This window comes from Pseudomonas sp. ASL9 (genome assembly GCF_056680335.1).
This window is the reverse complement of the sequence record NZ_CM155277.1, coordinates 2,560,947-2,582,388: the sequence shown is the minus strand read 5'-3', so window position 1 is coordinate 2,582,388 and position 21,442 is coordinate 2,560,947. Positions and strand designations below refer to the sequence as shown.

Annotated in this window: 20 protein-coding genes; 1 reads left to right on the top strand and 19 read right to left on the bottom strand. The window is 59.1% G+C overall.

Annotation, left to right across the window (positions count from 1 at the left end):
- Positions 1 to 2: 2 nt before the first annotated feature.
- The 14 genes from hutI to hutC all read right to left on the bottom strand — a co-directional run bounded on the left by hutI (position 3) and on the right by hutC (position 15,513).
- Positions 3 to 1,208 (bottom strand): imidazolonepropionase, encoded by a 1,206-nt coding sequence (hutI, locus tag AC1ME2_RS11885; RefSeq protein WP_480441355.1) that lies wholly within the window; start codon positions 1,206 to 1,208, stop codon positions 3 to 5.
- Between the two features lie 15 nt (positions 1,209 to 1,223).
- Positions 1,224 to 2,642 carry an amino acid permease gene (locus AC1ME2_RS11880; protein WP_480441353.1) on the bottom strand — a complete coding sequence of 473 codons (1,419 nt, stop codon included), beginning with the start codon at positions 2,640 to 2,642 and terminating at the stop codon, positions 1,224 to 1,226.
- A gap of 104 nt (positions 2,643 to 2,746) precedes the next feature.
- Positions 2,747 to 4,285 (bottom strand): histidine ammonia-lyase, encoded by a 1,539-nt coding sequence (gene hutH / locus AC1ME2_RS11875; protein ID WP_480441351.1) that lies wholly within the window; start codon positions 4,283 to 4,285, stop codon positions 2,747 to 2,749.
- A 203-nt stretch (positions 4,286 to 4,488) separates the two neighbouring features.
- On the bottom strand, positions 4,489 to 5,958 hold the full coding sequence (locus AC1ME2_RS11870) for a purine-cytosine permease family protein (protein WP_480441349.1): 1,470 nt from the start codon (positions 5,956 to 5,958) through the stop codon (positions 4,489 to 4,491).
- A gap of 138 nt (positions 5,959 to 6,096) precedes the next feature.
- Positions 6,097 to 7,797, bottom strand: coding sequence for a urocanate hydratase (gene hutU / locus AC1ME2_RS11865; RefSeq protein WP_480441348.1), 1,701 nt, complete (start codon positions 7,795 to 7,797; stop codon positions 6,097 to 6,099).
- Positions 7,798 to 8,288: 491 nt separating this feature from the next.
- A complete protein-coding gene (locus AC1ME2_RS11860; RefSeq protein ID WP_480441346.1) occupies positions 8,289 to 8,786 on the bottom strand; it encodes an Lrp/AsnC family transcriptional regulator in 498 nt (165 codons plus the stop codon).
- A 12-nt stretch (positions 8,787 to 8,798) separates the two neighbouring features.
- Positions 8,799 to 9,647 carry an ABC transporter ATP-binding protein gene (locus AC1ME2_RS11855; RefSeq protein WP_480441345.1) on the bottom strand — a complete coding sequence of 283 codons (849 nt, stop codon included), beginning with the start codon at positions 9,645 to 9,647 and terminating at the stop codon, positions 8,799 to 8,801.
- 3 nt (positions 9,648 to 9,650) lie between these two features.
- Positions 9,651 to 10,364, bottom strand: a complete 714-nt coding sequence (locus AC1ME2_RS11850; protein ID WP_480441344.1) for an ABC transporter permease — start codon at positions 10,362 to 10,364, stop codon at positions 9,651 to 9,653.
- Positions 10,361 to 11,086 carry an ABC transporter permease gene (locus AC1ME2_RS11845; protein ID WP_480442110.1) on the bottom strand — a complete coding sequence of 242 codons (726 nt, stop codon included), beginning with the start codon at positions 11,084 to 11,086 and terminating at the stop codon, positions 10,361 to 10,363. The genes AC1ME2_RS11850 and AC1ME2_RS11845 overlap by 4 nt, the downstream gene beginning before the upstream one ends.
- Positions 11,087 to 11,167: 81 nt before the next feature.
- Positions 11,168 to 11,947, bottom strand: a complete 780-nt coding sequence (locus tag AC1ME2_RS11840) for an ABC transporter substrate-binding protein (RefSeq protein WP_480441342.1) — start codon at positions 11,945 to 11,947, stop codon at positions 11,168 to 11,170.
- Positions 11,948 to 12,028: 81 nt separating this feature from the next.
- The gene (locus AC1ME2_RS11835; RefSeq protein ID WP_480441341.1) at positions 12,029 to 13,075 is read right to left on the bottom strand and encodes an ornithine cyclodeaminase; all 1,047 of its coding nucleotides are present in this window, start codon (positions 13,073 to 13,075) and stop codon (positions 12,029 to 12,031) included.
- A gap of 21 nt (positions 13,076 to 13,096) precedes the next feature.
- Positions 13,097 to 14,014 carry a citrulline utilization hydrolase CtlX gene (gene ctlX / locus AC1ME2_RS11830; RefSeq protein ID WP_480441339.1) on the bottom strand — a complete coding sequence of 306 codons (918 nt, stop codon included), beginning with the start codon at positions 14,012 to 14,014 and terminating at the stop codon, positions 13,097 to 13,099.
- Between the two features lie 222 nt (positions 14,015 to 14,236).
- A complete protein-coding gene (locus AC1ME2_RS11825; RefSeq protein WP_480441337.1) occupies positions 14,237 to 14,806 on the bottom strand; it encodes a HutD/Ves family protein in 570 nt (189 codons plus the stop codon).
- Positions 14,803 to 15,513: a histidine utilization repressor gene (gene hutC, locus AC1ME2_RS11820; RefSeq protein ID WP_480442108.1), complete on the bottom strand. Its 711-nt coding sequence runs from the start codon at positions 15,511 to 15,513 to the stop codon at positions 14,803 to 14,805. The genes AC1ME2_RS11825 and hutC overlap by 4 nt, the downstream gene beginning before the upstream one ends.
- 201 nt (positions 15,514 to 15,714) lie before the next feature.
- Between hutC and AC1ME2_RS11815 the strand changes: the two genes are divergently transcribed.
- Complete coding sequence (locus AC1ME2_RS11815) at positions 15,715 to 17,079, top strand: formimidoylglutamate deiminase (protein WP_480441335.1); 1,365 nt, start codon at positions 15,715 to 15,717, stop codon at positions 17,077 to 17,079.
- Between the two features lie 123 nt (positions 17,080 to 17,202).
- Here the strand turns inward: AC1ME2_RS11815 and AC1ME2_RS11810 are convergent, their stop codons facing one another.
- The 5 genes from AC1ME2_RS11810 to AC1ME2_RS11790 form a co-directional block, all read right to left on the bottom strand.
- Positions 17,203 to 17,772, bottom strand: a complete 570-nt coding sequence (locus AC1ME2_RS11810) for a lipocalin family protein (RefSeq protein ID WP_480441333.1) — start codon at positions 17,770 to 17,772, stop codon at positions 17,203 to 17,205.
- A 178-nt stretch (positions 17,773 to 17,950) separates the two neighbouring features.
- Positions 17,951 to 18,205 carry an outer membrane protein assembly factor BamE domain-containing protein gene (gene bamE, locus AC1ME2_RS11805; protein WP_480441331.1) on the bottom strand — a complete coding sequence of 85 codons (255 nt, stop codon included), beginning with the start codon at positions 18,203 to 18,205 and terminating at the stop codon, positions 17,951 to 17,953.
- 122 nt (positions 18,206 to 18,327) lie between these two features.
- Positions 18,328 to 18,930, bottom strand: coding sequence for a DUF924 family protein (locus AC1ME2_RS11800; RefSeq protein ID WP_480441329.1), 603 nt, complete (start codon positions 18,928 to 18,930; stop codon positions 18,328 to 18,330).
- A 4-nt stretch (positions 18,931 to 18,934) separates the two neighbouring features.
- The gene (locus AC1ME2_RS11795) at positions 18,935 to 19,945 is read right to left on the bottom strand and encodes a class 1 fructose-bisphosphatase (RefSeq protein WP_480441327.1); all 1,011 of its coding nucleotides are present in this window, start codon (positions 19,943 to 19,945) and stop codon (positions 18,935 to 18,937) included.
- A 145-nt stretch (positions 19,946 to 20,090) separates the two neighbouring features.
- On the bottom strand, positions 20,091 to 21,404 hold the full coding sequence (locus AC1ME2_RS11790) for a DUF3999 domain-containing protein (RefSeq protein ID WP_480442106.1): 1,314 nt from the start codon (positions 21,402 to 21,404) through the stop codon (positions 20,091 to 20,093).
- Positions 21,405 to 21,442: the final 38 nt, after the last annotated feature.

Genomic DNA, 21,442 nt, shown 5'->3' with positions numbered 1-21,442 from the left:
TATCAAATCTGTGATTCAACGCCGTGACGCACGATCCGCTTGTCCAGATCACCGCCCAGCCAGTAAGCCAGATCCGCTGGCCGTTCAATTTTCCACGCCACGAAGTCGGCTACTTTACCCACTTCCAGCGAGCCATGTGTATCGCCCAGCCCCAGCGCTTTGGCGGCGTTGAGGGTGACGCCCGCCAGCGCTTCTTCCGGGGTCATGCGGAACAGCGTGCACGCCATATTCAGCATCAAGCGTAGCGACAGGGCAGGCGACGTGCCAGGGTTCAGGTCGGTGGCGATGGCGATGTTCACCCCCTGCCTGCGCAGTGCATCCATGGGGGGCAACTGGGTTTCGCGCAGAAAATAGAACGCACCCGGCAGCAGCACCGCGACGGTGCCAGCGGCGCCCATGGCGATGGCATCGTCTTCGGTCATGAACTCCAGATGATCCGCCGACAAGGCGTGATAGCGCGCCGCGAGGCTGGAGCCGCCCAGTGATGACAGTTGTTCTGCATGCAGTTTCACCGGCAGGCCCAATTGGCCGGCGGTGATAAACACCTGCTCGACCTGCGCGGGCGAGAACGCCAGGTATTCACAGAACGCGTCCACCGCATCCACCAGACCTTCCGCCGCCAGTGCGGGCAGCATCTCGTGGCAGATGTGGTCGATGTAGTCGTCAGCGCGATTGGCGTATTCCGGCGGCAGGGCGTGGGCGGCCAGGCAGGTGCTGCGTACTGTGACCGGGAGTACCGCACCCAGCCGTCGGATCACCCGCAGAATCTTGCGTTCACTGGCCAGGTCCAGGCCATAGCCGGATTTGATTTCCACCGTGGTCACACCGTCGCTGAGCAACCGCTTGAGACGCTGCTCGGCGCTGGCGAAGAGTTCATCTTCGCTGGCGGCACGGGTGGCGCGCACGGTGCTGGCGATGCCGCCGCCGGCCGCCGCAATCTCTGCGTAGCTCACACCCTGCAAGCGCTGCTCGAACTCGCCGCTGCGGTTGCCGCCAAAGACGGTGTGCGTGTGGCAGTCGATCAGGCCTGGCGTGACCCAGGTGCCGCCCAGGTCCACGATGCTGGCATAGTCGTATACCGGTCGTTTAGCCTTCGGACCAATCCACTCGATGTACTCGCCTGACGTCACGATCGCGGCATCCTCGATGATCGAGTACTTACCTTGCGCCATGGTCGCAACGTGACAGTGTTGCCAGAGCGTTTTCATCTACGGCCTCCGAGGTTATTGAGCTGAGAAAGAAGAGGGTTCGGACACTGATTGCGGTGTCGGTGTACCCGGTTTGACCCAGATCCGGTAGGCAATCACCAGCAGCACGATCCATACCGCGCCAACGACCAATGCCACCCGGCTGTCCGGGAAGTAACCCAGCACGCCAAAAATGAACAGCATGAACACGATCGCTGCTGCCGGTGCATAGGGCCAGAACGGCACCGGGAATTTCAGTTGCGCGATGTGTTTGCTGTCCATCGAACGGCGCATGGCGACCTGCGTAAACAGGATCATCAGCCACACCCAGACCGTGGCGAAGGTCGCGATGGACGCGATCACCAAGAACACATTTTCCGGGATCACATAGTTGAGGACCACGCCGCCGAGCAGGGCTGCGCCCATGACCAGCACGCTCATCCATGGCACGCCCTGCCGGGACAGTCGGGCAAAGCTTTTCGGCGCCTGGCCTTGCTCGGCGAGGCCGTACATCATGCGTCCAGCACCGAAAATGTCGCTGTTAATCGCCGATATTGCGGCTGAAATCACCACGATATTGAGGATGGTCGCGGCCGAGGAAATGCCCAGTTTGTCAAAAATCTGCACGAACGGGCTGCCTTGGGTGCCGATCTGTGGCCAAGGGTAAATCGACATCAGCACGAACAGTGTCAGCACGTAGAACAACAGAATGCGCAATGGCACGGCATTGATCGCTCGGGGGATCACGTGCTGTGGGTCTTTGGCTTCGCCTGCCGTGATGCCGATGATTTCGATGCCGCCGAAGGCGAACATCACCACCGTGAACGAGGCGATCAGGCCGCCGATCCCGTTGGGCATGAAGCCGCCATGGGCCCAAAGATTACTGATGCCTGCGACTGTCTCAGGCGAGGAGGCGCCGGACGAGCTGATGCCAAACAGCATGATGCCCAGACCGCCGAGGATCATCGCGACAATGGCGCTGACCTTGAGCAGCGACAGCCAGAACTCCGTTTCACCGAAGACTTTGACGCTGCACAGATTGAGCGCGCCGATCAGGAACACGATGCTCAGCACCCAGATCCAGCGCGGTACATCGGGGAACCAGAACCCCATATAAATACCGAATGCGGTCACGTCGGCGAGGCAGACGATGATCATTTCAAAGGCGTAGGTCCAGCCCAGGACAAAGCCTGCCATAGGACCAAGATAAGTGCTGGCGTATTGGCCGAATGAGCCAGACACAGGGTTGTGCACGGCCATTTCGCCGAGGGCGCGCATCACCATGAACACCGCAGCGCCGCCGATCAGATAGGCCAGCAACACGGCTGGACCCGCCATCTGGATCGCCGACGCGGAACCATAGAACAAACCGGTACCGATGGCTGAGCCAAGGGCCATGAATCGAATGTGCCGAGCGGAGAGTCCTCGCTTCAGGCCTGTAGGGCGTTGCTTCATCTCGCATCCCTTATTGTTTTTGTATGGCGAAAAGCGGTGCGAATCCCGGCCTCCGGGTTCGCACGACTTTTCCCATACCGAACCAGACTAGGTTCGGCAGTGATTTACAGACTTGGCAACAGATTGGCGGGGACCAGCGTGTTCAAGCAGTTGGATGCCAGCAATTGGCTGGCGGCTTCGATGTCCGGCGCAAAGAAGCGGTCCTTGTCGTAGAACGGCACTTTGCTGCGCAGAGCGGTGCGGGCTTGTTCGAGTTTAGGCGAGGTTTTCAGGCCATCGCGGAAATCCAGACCCTGACAGGCCGCCAGCCATTCTACGGCGAGAATGCCACGAACGTTCTCAGCCATTTCCCACAGACGCTTGCCAGCAGCAGGGGCCATGGACACATGGTCTTCCTGGTTGGCAGAGGTCGGGATGCTGTCGACGCTGTGCGGGTGGGCCAACGCCTTGTTCTCGCTGGCCAATGCGGCAGCGGTCACCTGCGCGATCATGAAACCGGAGTTCACGCCGCCATTGGCCACCAGGAACGGCGGCAATTGCGACATGTGCTTGTCCATCATCAACGAGATACGACGCTCGCTGAGGGCGCCGATTTCCGCCAGGGCCAGGGCCAGGTTATCCGCCGCCATGGCGACCGGTTCGGCGTGGAAGTTACCGCCCGAGATGACTTCGCCTTCAGCGGCGAACACCAGTGGGTTGTCGGAAACAGCGTTGGATTCAACCGCCAACACTTCGGCGGCCTGACGCAGTTGGGTCAGGCATGCGCCCATGACTTGCGGTTGGCAGCGCAGCGAGTACGGGTCTTGAACCTTGTCGCAGTCGATGTGTGAGTTGGAGATCTGGCTGCTTTCACCCAGCAGGTCGCGGTAGCAGGCGGCGGCGTCGATCTGCCCGCGTTGACCGCGAGCGGCATGAATCCGGGCATCGAACGGTGCGCGCGAACCCAGCACCGCTTCAACCGTCAACGAGCCACAAGACAGCGCAGCGGCGAACAGGTCTTCGCCTTCGAACAAGCCACGCAGGGCAAACGCGGTGGAGACCTGAGTGCCGTTGAGCAGTGCCAGACCTTCCTTGGCCGCCAGTGTCAGCGGTTTCAGACCGGCGATGGCCAGGGCGTCAGTCGCTTGCAGCCATTCGCCTTTATGACGGGCTTTGCCTTCGCCGAGCAATACCAGGGACATGTGCGCCAACGGTGCAAGGTCGCCAGACGCGCCGACTGAGCCTTTGAGCGGAATGTGTGGGTAAACCTCGGCATTGATCAGCGCGATCAAAGCGTCGATCACCTGACGGCGAATGCCGGAGAAACCACGGCTCAGGCTGTTGACCTTGAGCACCATGATCAAACGCACCAGCTCATCACTAATCGGCTGACCGACCCCGGCTGCGTGGGACAGCACCAGCGAGCGCTGGAGGTTTTCCAGGTCTTCGCTGGCAATGCGTGTCGACGCCAAAAGGCCGAAACCGGTATTGATGCCGTAGGCGGTACGGTTCTCGGCGAGGATCTGCTCGACGCAGGCCACGCTGTTTTCAATCTGTTGTGAGGCACTTTCATGCAGGCGAAGGGTTACCGGATGGTGGTAAATCGCTCGCAGTTGCGCCAGGGACAGTTGACCGGGGGTCAGGTTTAACTCAGTCACATTCATACTCCCTTGTGGGTGTTGATTAATGCCGGTTGCTTGAAGCCAACGCTTGTCGGCTGGGCCTTGTGGGCGTGTGCATCGGCTATTTTAGAAAGGCGGTGTTCACAATAAGTTCGCGAACATCGGCTGTAGGTGTTCATTGTTCTTGAGGATCGCCGCGCTTCAGTTTTCACGGTATCTCCCACTAACGAGTGCATTGGCGACCGTCAGTTCAGTGCGGCCTGGGATTGCAAATCCGATGGCATCCCTTCGGCCGTGTCGTTGTCTACCGGCAAAATCAGGCGATCTGGAATTGCGCTGTGCCATTTTTTTGCGATCAAGTAGTACGCGACGGCAGGCACCACCAGACCGATGATCCAGGAGATATCGGTATCGCCCAAGCGCTCGACCAAGGGGCCGGTGTAGAAGTGGGTGGAAATGAACGGCATTTGAATCAATACGCCGAACACATAGACGCTGATACCGATCCAGTTCCAGCGACCGTAGCGGCCATCCGGGTTCGACAGCGCCGGGATGTCGTAACGCTCTTTGGTGATGCAGTAGAAGTCCACCAGGTTGATCGCGCTCCAGGGCGTGAAAAACGCCAGCAGGAACAGGATGAACGCCGAGAAGTCCTTGAGGAACGTGTCCTTGCCCAGCAAGGCCAGCAACGTTGCTACGCCGACCATGGCGAAGATGTACGTCAGTCGCAGACCGCTGGAGATATGCCGGTTGCCACGAAAGCCACTGACGATGGTCGCGATCGACATGAAGCTGCCGTAGGCGTTGAGGGTCGTGATGGTGACTTTGCCGAATGCCACGCTAAAATACAGCAGGGCTGCGACAACGCCAGTGCCGCCGAGGCTGACGATGAACGACACCTCGTGGTGGGCGAATTGCTTACCCGCCAATGCGGCTGCGAACACACCGAACACCATCGATGCTTGCGCACCAATGATCGAACCCAGGCCGACTGCCCAGAACGTTTTGACCGCCGAGATGCTGCGCGGCAAGTACCTGGAGTAGTCCGCCACGTATGGGCCGAACGCGATCTGCCAGGAGGCCGACAGCGAAATCGCCAACAGAAAGCTGCTCAATGAGAAGTGCTTGTTGCCCAGCAGCGCGCCGACATCATTGCCTTCCAGCAAGGCGCCAAACAGGTAGATGAACGCGATCACCCCGATCACGCTCGCCACGCGGCCAATCGCGTGAATGGCCCGGTAACCGAAGATAGTCGCCACTACGATCAGCCCCGCGAAGATCACGATGCCTTGCCAGTCCTGCACATGAAGCAACTGCGCCAGCGCCTGCCCCGCCAGTAACGAACCACTGGCTGAGAAACCGATGTACATCAGGCACACCAACACCAGTGGGATCACCGCGCCATACACGCCGAACTGCACGCGGCTGGAGATCATTTGTGGCAGGCCCAGCTTCGGACCTTGCGCAGCGTGCAGCGCCATGACGACGCCGCCCAGCAGTTGCCCGACCAGCAAGCCAATCAACGACCAGAACACATCACCGCCCAACACCACGGCCAATGCCCCGGTGACAATCGCCGTGATTTGCAGGTTGGCACCCAACCACAACGTAAATTGACTGAACAGACGACCATGTCTTTCCCCGTCGGGGATGTAATCGATCGAACGCCTTTCGATCATTGATTTGTTTGCAACACGATCATTTGGAACAGCCATGCGACCACCTTCTATGGGGGAATGCGAAGATCTCTGTGGGAGCAGGCTTGCCTGCGAATGGGTTGGCTCGGTGTATCAGGCCAGACGCCTTCGCAGCGGGACGCTTAGTTGCACGCCTGCTCCCACAGGTTTATGCGATCAGCGGTTAACCATCGGCAGGTTCAAACCCTGCTCCTTGGCACAATCAATCGCAATCTGATAGCCCGCATCCGCGTGACGCATGACGCCGGTGGCCGGGTCGTTGTGCAGTACGCGGGCGATGCGTTCGGCCGCTTCATCGGTGCCGTCGCAAACAATCACCATGCCCGAATGTTGAGAGAAGCCCATGCCGACGCCGCCGCCGTGGTGCAAGGACACCCAGGTCGCGCCGCTGGCGGTGTTGAGCAAGGCATTGAGCAATGGCCAGTCAGACACGGCATCGGAGCCATCCTGCATGGATTCGGTTTCACGGTTCGGGCTGGCGACCGAGCCGGAGTCCAGGTGGTCGCGACCAATCACGATCGGTGCCGACAGCTCGCCGCTGCGGACCATTTCGTTGAACGCCAGACCCAGCTTGGCGCGCTGGCCCAGACCGACCCAGCAGATACGTGCCGGCAGACCCTGGAACGCGATGCGCTCACGGGCCATTTCCAGCCAGTTGTGCAGGTGGGCATCGTCCGGGATCAGTTCCTTGACCTTGGCGTCAGTCTTGTAGATGTCTTGCGGATCGCCCGACAGCGCCGCCCAACGGAACGGACCGATGCCACGGCAGAACAGCGGACGGATATAGGCCGGTACGAAACCCGGGAAGTCGAATGCGTTTTCTACGCCTTCTTCTTGAGCCATCTGACGGATGTTGTTGCCGTAGTCGAAGGTCGGAATGCCCATCTTCTGGAAGTCGAGCATGGCTTTAACGTGTACAGCCATCGATTGCTTGGCAGCTTTCACGACGGCAGCAGGCTCGGTCTTGGCGCGAGCGCGGTACTCGTCCCAGGTCCAGCCTATTGGAAGGTAGCCGTTGAGCGGATCGTGGGCGCTGGTCTGGTCGGTGACCATGTCCGGGCGCACGCCGCGCTTGACCAGTTCTGGAAGGATTTCAGCCGCGTTGCCGAGCAGGGCAATGGAAATCGCCTTGCCTTCCTTGGTGTATTTGGCGATGCGGGCCAGAGCGTCGTCGAGGTTGGTGGCTTGTTCATCGACATAACGGCTGTTCAAGCGGAAATCGATGCTGACCTGCTGGCATTCGATGTTCAGCGAGCAGGCACCGGCCAGCGTCGCCGCCAGTGGTTGAGCGCCACCCATGCCGCCCAGACCAGCGGTCAGTACCCAACGACCGGTAAGGTTGTCGTTGTAGTGCTGGCGACCGGCTTCGACGAAGGTTTCATAGGTGCCTTGCACGATGCCCTGGCTGCCGATGTAGATCCAGCTGCCGGCGGTCATCTGGCCATACATGGCCAGGCCCTTGGCATCCAGTTCGTTGAAGTGTTCCCAGCTGGCCCAGTGCGGTACCAGATTGGAGTTGGCGATCAGGACGCGCGGGGCGTTGCTGTGGGTCTTGAACACGCCGACTGGTTTGCCGGATTGAATCAGCAGGGTTTCGTCGTCATTCAGGTTGGTCAGGCTTTCGACGATCTTGTCGTAGCACTCCCAATTGCGCGCTGCGCGACCGATGCCACCGTAAACCACGAGTTCTTTCGGGTTCTCGGCGACTTCGGGGTCGAGGTTGTTCATCAACATCCGCAGCGGTGCTTCGGTCATCCAGCTTTTAGCCGTCAGCTTGGTGCCACGGGCAGCGCGGACTTCGACGTCACGGTGTTTGGTCCAGTTTTCCGGGGTCCAGTGTTGGGTATTCTCAGTCACGAAAAAACTCCTCAGCGATCAATCCAAACCAGCCCAGGCAGTGGGCAAGCAGGTCTGTATCGAGCATCTCGAAACAGACGAAACAGGTTTAGCAGGTAAGTGGGGCAAGTCGGGTGCAAGGGGCTGGGGATGGTTACCGATGCTCTCCTATGCACACACCTTTACTTGTACATACAAGCATATGCAAGCAAAGGACCAGTTTGCTTTGCGGGTCGGCAATAAATTTATAAAAGCGCTGTGAGCCCTGAAATAGAGGGGGTTTGTGGATACGAAAAGTGATGAGTGGTTTTTTTGTCAGGACGTGGGGCTGCTGTCGCGAGGCGTTTTTGCGCGGTAGTGGGGCGTTCGGTAACAACGTGCGAGAGAAAGGTGCGCGAAGAGAAACGGTTTGAAAGGAGTTGCTCTACAGGTCGATTGCAGTGTTTTCGCCTTGTCTTCGCCGTTGCGCTGCTGGGGAGGACCTTGCGTCCTCCACTGCGTGTTTGCGACGTTTAATCACAGCGACTGGCGGTGTTCTTCACGTCGGCCAGCTCTGGGTGAGCGACCAGTTTGTCGATGTGCAGTTCGTCGTTGTTCAGCCAGGTCTCGGTGAGTATGCGGTAGTGCTCCATGTCCCTGCAGCGCATGCGCAAGCTGTAGTCGAACGGGCCGCTGATGAGTTGGCATTCGAACACTTGCGGGCACTTTTTGACGCACGCTTCGAAGGCTTTTTGGGCGGCCCGCCCGCTCTGGTTGGACAGGGCGACCAGCACCAGCAGTGACAGGCCCGGCGAAACGACTTTGACATCGATGATGGCGCTGTAGCCACGAATCACACCGCGTCGTTCAAGCTTGCGCACCCGCTCCAGACAAGGCCTGGGGGTCAGGTGAACCAGCGATGAAAGCTTCTCGTAGGTGATCCGTCCGTTATGCCGCAGGACCTCGAGAATGGCTTCGTCGATGCGATCCAGAGGGGCTGCGCCAAGAGGTTCGTTATCTTTCGTAGCCATTGGTTTTTCTTTTCACTTCAATCGGTTGGACAGAAACTGCGTAAGTCGTTCGCTGCTCGGGTGATCCAGGATTTCAGCCCCGCCCTGTTCTTCTATCCGGCCTTGATGGAGGAACAGCACCTGACTTGAGACTTGCCGCGCAAATCCCATTTCATGGGTGACCATCACCATGGTACGACCTTCCTCCGCCAGCGTCTGTATGACCTTGAGGACTTCACCCACCAGTTCTGGGTCGAGGGCGGAAGTCGGTTCGTCGAGCAAAATGATCTCCGGTTCCATGGCCAGAGCGCGGGCGATGGCGACGCGTTGCTGTTGGCCTCCCGAGAGAAACGCCGGGTACTGATCGGCGACCCGCAACGGCAACCCTACCTTGTCCAGGTAGGCACGTGCGCGTGCTTCAGCCACTTGTTGGCTGACCCCTAGCACGCGACGTGGCGCCATGCAGACGTTTTCCAACACGGTCATGTGGCTCCACAAGTTGAAGTGCTGAAAGACCATCGCCAGGCGCGTGCGCAAATTCTGCAATTGAGCCTGGTGCGGGGACCGGGTTCCACCCCTGCCTTGGCGCATCTCAATGGTCTGGCCATCAAGGGTGATGCTGCCAGCATCGGGTTGCTCAAGAAAGTTGATGCAGCGCAGCAGGGTGCTTTTCCCGGAACCGCTGGCGCCGATCATGCTGATGACATCACCGCTTCTGGCCTGCAACGAGACGCCCTTAAGCACCTCATGGTCGCCATAGTGTTTGTACAGCGCGTCGACCTTGAGCTTGACCGTCTCGCTGGCCGCGTGACCTTTGGTTGTCGGGAGAGGGCTGAGTGTGGCGCCTATCTGAGGCAAGAGGGTCTGGACAGCATTATTCATGGGTTAGCCTCGGCTAGGGATCAGGAAGCGCATCCAGCGACGTTCGGCCAGGCGAAACAGGCCAACCAGTACGAAGGACAGCACCATGTACAGCAGGGCGGCGATCCCGAATGACTGGAAGGTCAAGAAGGTCGCTGCGTTGGCGTCCCGGGCCACCTTGAGAATGTCGGCGATGGTCGCGGTAAAGGCCAGTGAGGTGGCATGCAGCATCAGGATCAGTTCATTGCCATAGGCGGGCAACGCACGGCGTAAAGCGGCCGGGATCAGCACGAAGAGGTACAGTTGCCAGCCATAGAGTCCATAAGCCCGAGCGGCTTCGATCTCGCCATGGGAAAGATTGCGAATGGCCCCGGCGAAAATCTCCACGGTGTACGCGCAGGTGTTGAGGACGAACGCCAGCAGCGTGCAATTGAGGGCATCGCGAAAGAAACTGTCGAGCAACGCGTTTTCGCGCACGGCCTCCAGGCCATAAATGCCGGTGTAGCAGATGAGTAATTGGATATACAGCGGCGTGCCGCGAAACAGCCAGGTATAGAACTCCACTGGCCAGCGTAGCCAGACGTGTTCTGAAACCCGTGCGACGGCTAACGGGATAGAGATGAAAAATCCGAGCACGATGGTGATGATGAACAGCCAGAGCGTCATGGCCAGGCCTGACAAGCCGTTGCCATCGTTCCAGAGAAACGCCTGCCCATATTGCTGAAGTAATTCGATCATCGTGTCAGCCCCTTGATGCCAAGGTTGTAGCGTCGCTCCAGGCGCTTGAAGATCCGGGTGGAGAAGGTCGTGATCAGCAAATAGACCAGCGCTGCAATGATCAGGAAGTACAGGGTGTTGTTGGTGGACTTGCCGGCGTTTTGCGCGGCCTTGACCAGGTCCGACAGGCCGATGATCGAGACCAATGCGGTGGACTTGAGCAGCACCAGCCAGTTATTGCCCAGCCCCGGCAGGGCAAAGCGCATCATTTGCGGGAACATCACCAGGCTGAAGCGTTGCGCCTTGCTCAGGCCGTAAGCCGTTGCGGCCTCAAGTTGACCATTGGGCACACTGAGAATCGCCCCACGAAAGTTCTCGGCGAAATAGGCGCCATAGATAAAGCCCAAGGTGATAACCCCGGCGCTGAACGGATCGATTTCAAGGTAACCCCAGCCGAGTGCTTCGGTCAGGTCGTTGAGCCACAGTTGCAGGCTGTAGAAGATCAGCAGGATCAGCACCAGATCCGGAACGCTGCGCACCAGTGTGGTGTACATCGTCGCGGGCACCCGCAACAGGCGCACCGACGACAGTTTGGCGCTGGCACCGATCAGCCCGAGCGTCAGGCTCAGCAACAGAGAGATCAAGGCCAGCTTGATCGTCATCCAGGTCCCTTGGGCGAGCATGGGGCCGAAGCCCTGCAGGCTGAAGGCGTGCAGGCCTGTCCAGTTGAGGAAGTCATTCACGGGAGAAATCTCGGTAAGACGTGAGTCGAAAACCTGCATGGGCCCGACCCTGCTGTAGGGAACGGGCCAGTGGCAAGAGGATCACTCGTTGTAGATGTTCAGGTCGCCGACGTATTTTTTCTGGATCTTCAAATAGGTGCCGTCAGCATGCAGAGCGGCGATGCCCTTGTTGATCAGTGCCTTTAGCTCGCTGTCATCTTTGCGCAGTCCCACGGCGATGACGGAGGGTAGGCCAGGGTCTTGAATGCCCCGGCCACTCTTGAAGTCGGCACCTTTGGCGGAGGACAGGAAGTTAAGTTCGGCTTCCAGTTTGTCGGTGACGATGGCATCGAGCCGTCCGTTGGTCAGGTCAGCGTAGTTCTGGTCCTGGGATTGATAAGCCTTCACCTGGACGCCCAGCGGGGCCAGCTTGGTGCGGGCGTAGACCTCTTGCAGAGAACCTTGCAGCACACCGACGTGTTTGCCTTTGAGGGACTCTGGCGTATCGCCGAACGTCGCGTTCTTGCGGGTCACCACGGAGGTCGGACTGAGGATCAGTTTGTCGCTGAAGTCGATCTGCTTTTCCCGGGCGGGGGTGGCCGTCATGGACGATATGATCGCGTCGAATTTGCGTGCACGCAGCGCCGGAATCATGCCGTCGAAGTCGTTGGTGACCCATGTGCATTTGACGTCGAGTTTGGTGCAAATCGCGTTGCCCAGCTCGATGTCGAAACCTTGCAGGCTGCCGTCGGCCGCTACGCTTTCGAAGGGCGGGTAATCGGGGAAAACGCCCAAGCGGATTTCTTTCCATTCCTGGGCCTGGGCCGCGCTCGCGCAAAGAGGAAGAAGCAGCACGGTTAACAGCTTACGAATCGGAGTCATATGAAGTGTCCCTGTGTCTTGTTGTTGAATTAAGGGCAGCAAAGGTTTCGCCACGCCGCTGCGTGGCAGGTGGAGCAAGGATCAGGCGCGTTTTTTCTGGGCGATTCGTGTTGGCGGTTGAAGCCTGGCGAACAGGTCTTTCGGATTTTTGAGGTCGGGAACAAGCTCGATCACGCTGCCTAGGTCGAGTGCGGTGGCGACGTCGAGGACATAGCGCAAGGCCGAGTAGTCCTCCAGGGCAAAGCCCACCGAATCGAACAGGGTGACTTCCTGATCATTGTCACGGCCCGCGACTTCGCCGTTGACCACACGCCAGAACTCAGTGACTGGTGAGTCGGCTGGCATCTGCTGGATTTCGCCTTCGATGCGGCTTTGCGGTTCGTACTCGACGATCACCCGTGCGCGCTCGACGATGTCGCGATGCAGTTCGGTTTTGCCCGGGCAATCGCCGCCCACGGCATTGAGGTGCATGCCGGGTTCAATCATCTCCGGGGTCAGGATGGTGGCGTTGGTTTTGTCGGCGGTTACGGTGGTGACGATATCAGCGCCGCGTACTGCCTCGGCGACCGAACGGGCAATGATGACCTTGATCGCGGGGAAGTTGGCCAGGTTGGCGGCGAGCTTTTGCGTGGCCATCGAGTCGACGTCAAACAAGCGCACTTCATTGATGCCCAGTACGGTATGGAACGCCAGCGCCTGGAACTCACTCTGCGAACCGTTACCGATCAGTGCCATGCTTCGCGCAGTGCGTCGCGCCATATAGCGCGCAGCCAGGGCCGAGGTGGCGGCGGTGCGGATTGCAGTGGTCAGGGTCATTTCGCTGAGCAGCAGCGGTTTACCGCTGTCCACGTCAGCCAAGGCGCCGAATGCCATGACGGTGAGCATGCCGCTCTGGGTGTTCTTCGGGTGACCATTGACGTATTTGAAGGCATACAGCGACGCGTCAGACACCGGCATCAACTCGATCACACCTTCGGGCGAGTGGTTGGCCAGGCGAGGGCACTTTTCAAAGGCTGGCCAGCGCAGGTAATCCTCGCGAATGTACTCGACCATTTCGGTCAGGCACTGGGCCAGACCTTTACGCGCAACCAGATGGCTCAAATCGTTGACGTCGATATAACGGGTCATGGGGACCTCCTTTTTTTTGGATTAGTTGCGGGTCGGCAGATGAATTTCGGCGAGCATGCAGCGAGCGCTGCCGCCACCAATGCTTTCGATATGGTCGATGTTCACCACCACGGGCTGGGTGTGTCGCTCGATGTGCTGTTGCTGGGCGGGTTCGAGCGATTGCCAGGCACTGCGGGACATCACCAGCAACGCTTGACCGTGCTTGTCGTGCAGTTCAAGCATGTTGCCGGCGAAGGACTCCAACTGATCCCAGTTCAACGTGAGGATCTCTTTGTCGGTGTCATGCAGGGAGTTTTGCAGCGCTGTGCGCTCATCGAGGTCGGGCAGTGCTTGCAGGCAGACCACCGAAAGGTGGCGGCCGACACTCATCATCACGTTGCTGTGGTAGATCGGTGATTGATGGCGGTCGACGGCATGGAACAGGCACAGCGTGTAGTTCAGGCGCTCGGCGAATTGGCGCAGGGCATCCGCATGTGTCCGTCCAGAATGGCAGGCATAACTAATCCGATGCTCGCGATCAAGCACCATGCTGCCGGTGCCCTCAAGGAAGATGTTTTGCTGCTCCAGCGGGCTGAAGTCGATGGTTTCGCGAATGGCGTAATGTTGGTCGAGCGCATTCAATACCCCTTTTTGCCGCTCCAGACGTCGATTCTGGCCTTCCATGGGATAGAGCACGAGGCTGCCATCGGCATGGCTGCTCCACCAGTTGTTCGGGAAGATCGAGTCCGGGGTGTGCGGCGCGGGTGTGTCTTGCACCACCAACACCTCGACACCGTATTGACGCAAGGTCTCGACATAACCGTCGAACTCTTCCAGCGCTTTATGCTGTGCCTGTTCAGGGTCGAGCGGTGCCCGCTGAAAGCGGTTGTTGAGGGCGGTGTCCGGGTTGAAGGCGAACCGCGCCGGGCGGATCATCAAGACGCTATTGGTAGTTTGCATGGAGCGCGCATCCAAGGGTTGGCTATGCGTCCATCTTGTGCGCGGCAGCGTTGTAATTCTTGCTGACCTGGCTGGGTTGCCCAGCGGGGATGGCCGAAAAAGGCGGTGCTACAGCCGATTCGGCTGCGTCGACCTTTTCGCGAATAAATTCGCTCCCACCGGTTATGCATGCAGCCTGTGCGGGAGTGAATTTATTCGCGAAGAAGGCGACGCAGATTTAAATCAGATCGCTGTCAGTTCAATCAAACAGCACGAACCGCTGACGGAGATTTCCAGCAATTCGGGATTGTCGTTCAGTTGCAGGCAGTCATGTTTGCCGAGCGTTTCGGTGGTAGTTCCTACGCTGACGCTCAAACCGTCAACCCCACTGAACACCAACAGGGTACCTGCCGAACTGAAAAGCCGCTGCTGGCCGTCGATCCATTGCAAGCGGGCGGTGTAGCGGTCCGGCGCATAGATCAGGTTGAAGTCACGAATGGCGCCACCGAGCAGGGTGCAGGCCACTTGGCTTTCGCCGCTGAACGCGAAGGGGTCGAAGGGCAGCAGGGGCCGAGTGGTTTGACCGTCCACGTGCAGGGTCATGCCCGGGCCTTGGAGCACGGTGATGATGCGTTGATAGCCGGCGAAGCTGGAAAAGCCGCCGGACTCGGCGATGTCGGCAATCGACAGGCGCCAGCCGAAGCCGTCCAGGCCGACACCTGCATCGCGGGTGATTTCCTCAGTGCTGCCGCCGCCATTTTTCCACGGCATGCGCGGGTAGTGGGCGGCCCGTAAAACAGTGAGCTGACTCATTTGCTGAAGCGTCCTTCCAGTCGATGCCTGGAGCCTGGGTGAATAAGGCGTGCCGCAGTGACTGGCTGGCGCCCGGACCAGGTCCGACGGCGAATCAGCAGGCAGGGCTCGCCGGGTTCTATTTGCAGCAGTTTGCATTCCAGTGGCTCGGCCAGAATCGCTTCGACGACGTGCTCGCCTTCGGTCAGCGGTGCGACTTGCGACAGGTAGGCGTAGGGCGTTTGCAGGGTGAAGTCCTGCTTGAGGTAGTCAGGCGCGACCAAGGCGTTGACGAAGCGGTCTTCGATTTGCACGGGAATATCATTTTCGAAGTGCACGATCAGCGAATGAAACACCCGCTGACCTTCACGCATGTCCAGCGCCAGTGCGCGCTCGGAGCCTGCGGCCTCTTCATTGAGGGTGATGACCTTGCAGGTGTGGCGATGGCCGCGTGAGGCGATCTCATCGGCAATGTTGTGCACTTCGAACAGCGCCGACTGGCTTTTGGGCTCGGCGACGAATGTGCCCACGCCCTGCATGCGTACCAACAGCCCTTCGGCGGTCAGTTCGCGCAAGGCACGGTTGATGGTCATGCGACTGAAACCCAGCTGGGTTACCAGTTCGCTTTCTGACGGCACACGATGGTGTGGCGCCCAGGTTCCGCTCTGTATCTGCTGGGCGATCATGTGTTTCACGCGGGCGTACAGAGGCGCCGGACTGTCGCCCATTTGGGCAGCCAGCAACGAGATGGCAGGCGGAGTCGGCACAGTGAAATCCTTGTTCGATAGGTGATGATTCGGGAGTGGGTCGATGGCGCAGATGCGCTCAAGCTAACCATTGATCCGACCGACGACAAGCTTGCCGCAGTTTACCGAGCGGGCAAACGTCTGTATATGTATATACAAATAAACACGATGGGGTGTGGAACCATGTCTGCCTTTTTTGCCGAACGCGCATTACTGCCCAGTGGCTGGGCCAACAATGTTCGTTTCGACGTCAGCGCCGATGGCCTGCTGACCCATGTCCAGGCCGATGCTGACGCGCAGGGTGCCGAGTTTATCAAGGGGCCGTTGTTGCCGGGTATGCCTAATCTGCATTCCCACGCCTTTCAGCGCGCCATGGCCGGTCTGGCCGAGGTGGCCGGTAATCCGAACGACAGTTTCTGGACCTGGCGCGACCTGATGTACCGTCTGGTCGGGCAGATCAGCCCGGAGCAGCTCGGCGTCATTGCTCGTCAGCTGTACATCGAAATGCTCAAAGGCGGTTTTACGTCCGTCGCTGAATTCCACTATGTACACCAGGACACGTCCGGTAAACCTTACGCTGACCCCGCTGAACTGGCCCTGCAAATCAGCCAGGCGGCCAGCGCTGCAGGTATTGGCCTGACGCTGCTGCCGGTGCTGTACAGCCATTCCGGGTTCGGTGGCCAGGCGCCTAACGAAGGTCAGCGCCGGTTTATCCATAGCACCGACAGTTATCTGGATCTACAGGCGCGCTTGAGCCCAGTTCTGGCTCGGCAGCCCGCGCAGGCATTGGGGTTGTGTTTTCACTCGCTGCGCGCCGTCACCCCGCAACAGATCAGTGATGTGTTGGCGGCCAGCGACAAGCAGTGTCCCGTGCACATCCATATCGCCGAACAGCAGAAAGAAGTCGAAGACTGCCTGCGGTGGAGCGGGCTTCGTCCGCTGCAATGGCTGTACGAAAATGTCACGGTGGACCCGCGTTGGTGCCTGGTACACGCCACCCATGCGGACCCGGATGAAGTTGCGCTGATGGCTGAAAGCGGCTCAGTGGCTGGTTTGTGCCTGACCACTGAAGCAAATTTGGGCGACGGGATTTTCCCTGCGGTGGACTTCATCGCGCAGGGTGGGCGCTGGGGCATTGGTTCGGACAGCCATGTGTCACTGAGCGTGGTCGAGGAATTGCGTTGGCTGGAATATGGCCAGCGTCTGCGCGATCAGCGGCGTAATCGGCTGTATCGCAGCGATCAGCCGATGGTTGGGCGGACCTTGTACGATGCGGCGCTTGGCGGCGGTGCCCAGGCCTTGGGGCAGGCGATTGGCTCGCTGCAGGTTGGCCAGCGTGCGGACTGGCTGGTGTTGGACGGCAACGATCCCTACCTGGCAACGGCCAGTGGCGACGCGATTCTCAATCGTTGGCTGTTCGCGGGCGGTGATCGGCAGATCCGCGATGTGATGGTCAATGGTCGCTGGGTGGTGCGTGACGGTCATCATGCGGGTGAAGAAGAAAGCAGCAGGGCGTTTGCGCAGGTGTTGCGCGAATTGTTGGGGTAGTCAGGCGGATCTTATTCGTCTGATATGTCGCCTTCGCCAACAAGTTGGCTCCTACAGAAAATCACACTGCTTTTGCGCGATCCACTGTGGGAGCAGGCTTGCCTGCGAAGAAATGCACGCAGTTTAGTTGACGACAGGTTTGGCGATTTTCGAATCATCCACGCGCCAGATCAGCTTGGTGGTGTCGTAACCCTGCTGACGGGCCTTGGCCAGCAACTCCTCGCGGGTCGCATCAGACACCCGCGTGGTACGCGACAGTAGCCACAGGTATTTACGATTCGGGTTACCCACTAGCGCGGTTTTATAGCCGTCGCCGATGTACAGCACCCAGTAATTGCCCTTGGCAACGCCCGGCAGTAGTCGGGATAACCCGTTATCGAACTCCACCCACAGTTTGTCGGTTTTGTCCGGGATTTGCGGCGCTGCCGTGCCCGTGACTTCTTCCCACTTGCCCTCAGTCGTCCGGCAGCGGTTGGTCACACCGACTTTGCCGTTGTCTTTAAGGATATAGCGGGCTTCGGACTGCGCACAATCGCGCTGGAAAAACATCGGCATCCGCGCCAGTTCGTACCAGGTTCCCTGGTAACGCTTGAGGTCAACAGTGTCGACCGTCTTGGGTTCGATCAGCTCGCTCGAAGAGTTGGCACACCCTGCCAGCAACAAAATTGCCAACGTCCCTATCAATAAACGCATAACGCTCTCCCGTCCAGGCTGTGTGAAAACTACTGCGCTCGACAATACTGCGTTAAAAACAGGCTCAAAATGCTCATTTACAACCCGTAGACTCGAGTGCGAGCCCAGTCCGCTTTCTCGCCTGTTTTTGCCTTGTCTTGCCTTCGCTCGCTACGTTTTCACGCAGCCTGTATCAAACTTACTTCAGGCCCTGGCCCGAAAATATCAACACCTTGTCACCGGCATACTGCACGCTGATAAAGCTCTTCTGATCGCCCCAGGTACAGCTGGACATGCCCATTGCACCGGAACAGTCGGTCGGGTTGCCCAGCAGTCTCTCGACTTCGGCCTTGGACATTCCCGTCGAAATTTTCGAATAATTCTCCTGCGTGACCTTACTGCAAGCGGCCAACAGCACACAAAACGACAATAACGCGAGGGTACGCAGAGACATGAATGAAGCTCCTGAACAGTAGGGTGCGGCGCCACAGCGTGTAGGACGCTGGCGAATTGCCAATAGGTTAGAAGAGAAATAGGCGATCTGGTTCCCGCAGGACGCAAGGATTTATGCCGCGCTTAAAACCGCGACCCAGGCGTTTTCAAAAACGCGAGTTCTTCAGCGGTGGATGTGCGGCCAAGGATTTCATTGCGATGGGGGAAGCGTGAGAAACGAGTGATGACGCGTTGATGTTTTTTGGCGTAATCGAGTTGGTCGGCAAAGACTTCGCGATCAGTGGCGGGGTGTAGATTGAGCAGTTCGGTAAAGTGGACAACGGCTTGATCCTGCATCTCAACCTGTTCGGCGTGTTCGAGCACCAGGTAGATGAACGCTCGCTGGATCGGTAGCAAATGCTGGTCGCGGCCCAGTTTCAGGCCATGCTCGACCCATGTTTGGGCGCGTTGATCACCCGCAAACGCCTTGGGCGTATCGCGATAAATCATACGGGGCAGTTGATCGAGTAGCAGCACCAACGCAAGCCAGCCTTGTGGGTTTTCGGCCCAGTCGGACAACCCTCCCGCCAGTGCCTGCTCGACCTGACCCGCGAAACGCTCGCGCGCGTCGCGGTCCTGGCTTTTTTTCTTGCCGAACCAGAGCGTGCCCTTGGCTTTCGCTACCTCGGACGGTGACTCGGCTGAACCGAACCACCATTCAAGCAACGGCTGCCAGGGCGCGTACATGGTTTTAGGCCTTGTGGTACGACGTTGCGCGCTCGACTTCTTCCTTGGAACCCAGGAATACCGCTACACGCTGGTGCAGGCCTTCGGGCTGGATGTCGAGGATGCGCTGATGGCCGTCGGTGGACATGCCGCCCGCCTGTTCGACGATGAACGACATCGGGTTGGCTTCGTACATCAGGCGCAGCTTGCCTGGCCGGGCTGGGTCACGGCTGTCACGCGGGTACATGAACATACCGCCACGGGTCAGGATGCGATGCACGTCTGCAACCATGGCTGCGATCCAGCGCATGTTGTAGTTCTTTTTCAGCGGGCCGTCTTCGCCAGCCAGCAGCTCGTCGACGTAGCGTTTGACCGGTGCTTCCCAGTGACGCGAGTTGGACATGTTGATCGCAAATTCCTGAGTGGTCTCAGGGATACGCATGTCTTCGTGGGTCAACACGAAGCTGCCCAGTTCCCGATCGAGGGTGAAGCCTTTGACGCCGTCGCCCAGGGTCAGCACCAGCATGGTTTGCGGGCCGTAGATCGCGTAACCGGCAGCGACCTGCTTGGTGCCTGGCTGCAGGAAAGCCTGCTCACTCAGGTTGTCGTTCTGGCTCAGGTGGCCTTCCGGGCAACGCAGTACCGAGAAAATGGTGCCGACCGATACGTTGACGTCGATGTTCGACGAGCCGTCCAGCGGGTCGAATACCAGCAGGTACGCGCCTTTTGGGTACTTGCCGGGGATCTGGTAAGCATTGTCCATTTCTTCGGACGCCATGCCAGCCAGGTGGCCGCCCCATTCGTTGGCTTCAAGCAGGATTTCGTTGGAGATTACGTCGAGTTTTTTCTGGACTTCGCCCTGTACGTTTTCAGTGTCCATGCTGCCAAGCACACCGCCCAGCGCGCCTTTGGATACGGCGTGGCTGATTTCTTTGCATGCGCGTGCTACCACTTCGATAAGGAAGCGCAGATCGGCAGGAGTGTTGTTGCTGCGGGTCTGCTCAATCAAATAGCGACTTAAGGTAACGCGGGACATGGAGAGCTCCGAAGATGGGGGATAAAGACCCGCGCAGTTTAGCGCGAGTGGCCACGTAATACTCCAGTCAGACCGGGTTCTGGCCGATAGAGTTCATATGCCTGTTGAGCGTAGCCTCAAAACGGCGAGGAGCAGGTAACCCTGCTCAAGATTTTGCCGAGGGTGTGCGCAACAGGCTTACTGCCATCCAGCCAAGGAAAGCCACGCCTAGCAGTAACATGGCCCATAAGCCGATGCGCTTCCAGTCCGGGCCTGTCGAGGTAGGTGTTGGTGGACTTGCGATGACCACGGGGGTGGTCGCCAATTGTGCAGTGCCCATTGAGGTAAGCACCTGAGGGCGATAATCGGGGATCAGGGTGGACAGCGGCAAGTCCGCCGCTTTCGCCGCTGAGCTGCCGATAGCAAGGGTATACGGCCCCGCACCTTTGGCAAGGAACACTAACTGTGTGGCGCGAACCGCGAAACGCAGTTGCGGCGCGGCAGTGCCCAAGCCACCGCCACGCTCATCCACATCGAGTTTGAGTTGCTGCACGGTACGGCCGGGCAGTTGCAACTCATCTTGCAGAACGTCCTGACCGTTCTGGTTCAGCCGATACAGCAGGCCGCCACCCATGGTTTGCCACGGGGCGTTGGTGTCGAGACGACCCGACAAAGTGACCGGTGCCAGGCTGTTAGGCTGGCTGATATCCACTTTTATCTTTTCCACGGCCAGGCCGTTGGGCAATTGCCAGCTGTATTCGCCCGGCTTCACGGTGCTGCCAGCCAGCGGTTGTGACCAGACCAGGGGCAACGGCAGGCTGTCGGGGCTGGCGCTGATCAGTTGCGCCGAGGTCAATGTCGGGGCGGAATGTGGGGTGTTCCAGAGCAGACGCAGGTAGCGCGCGGTTTGCCTGGGCAGGGCGATTTCGCGTTGCTCGACTACTTCGTCGGCAAATGAAAGCCGTGCGACCTGGCCCTCGCCCCAGGATTGCCAGTGCTGCAGGTCGTCACTGGCCTCGATACTGAAGCGTTGAAAACCTTCGCGTTCGGTACTCCAGTCAAGGATCAATTGCTCCAACGGGGTCTTGATCGCGCTGGTGTCGAGCAGCCAGCCGCGCAGCACTTCTTCGCCCGCTTCGATTTCGCCTTGCGGTTGCACCTCGACCAGCGTGCCGCTGGCGGTGCGCTCGACCCGAATCTTCGGCACGGCATCGCGAGTATCGACGGTGTTGTAGAGGGCAAACCACTTCACCGGAATCGGCGTCTGGTTTTCCCTGCGCGGAGCCTCACCCTGGGTCAGGGCGTAGGCTTGCGCCTGGCCCTCGGCGTTGAATACGCGCACGTCGCCCAGACCGGTCTGGCGCGCACCCAGTTGCACCGCCAGCGGCAGCTCGATGCGATACCAGGGGCCTTCGCCGCTTAGGGTCAACGGCACCTGGGTGGCGAAATCGGCCGGTTTGTCCTGCGCATTGGCGGACATCGTGGTGAAGAGGGCTGCGCATAACGCCGCACCGAATA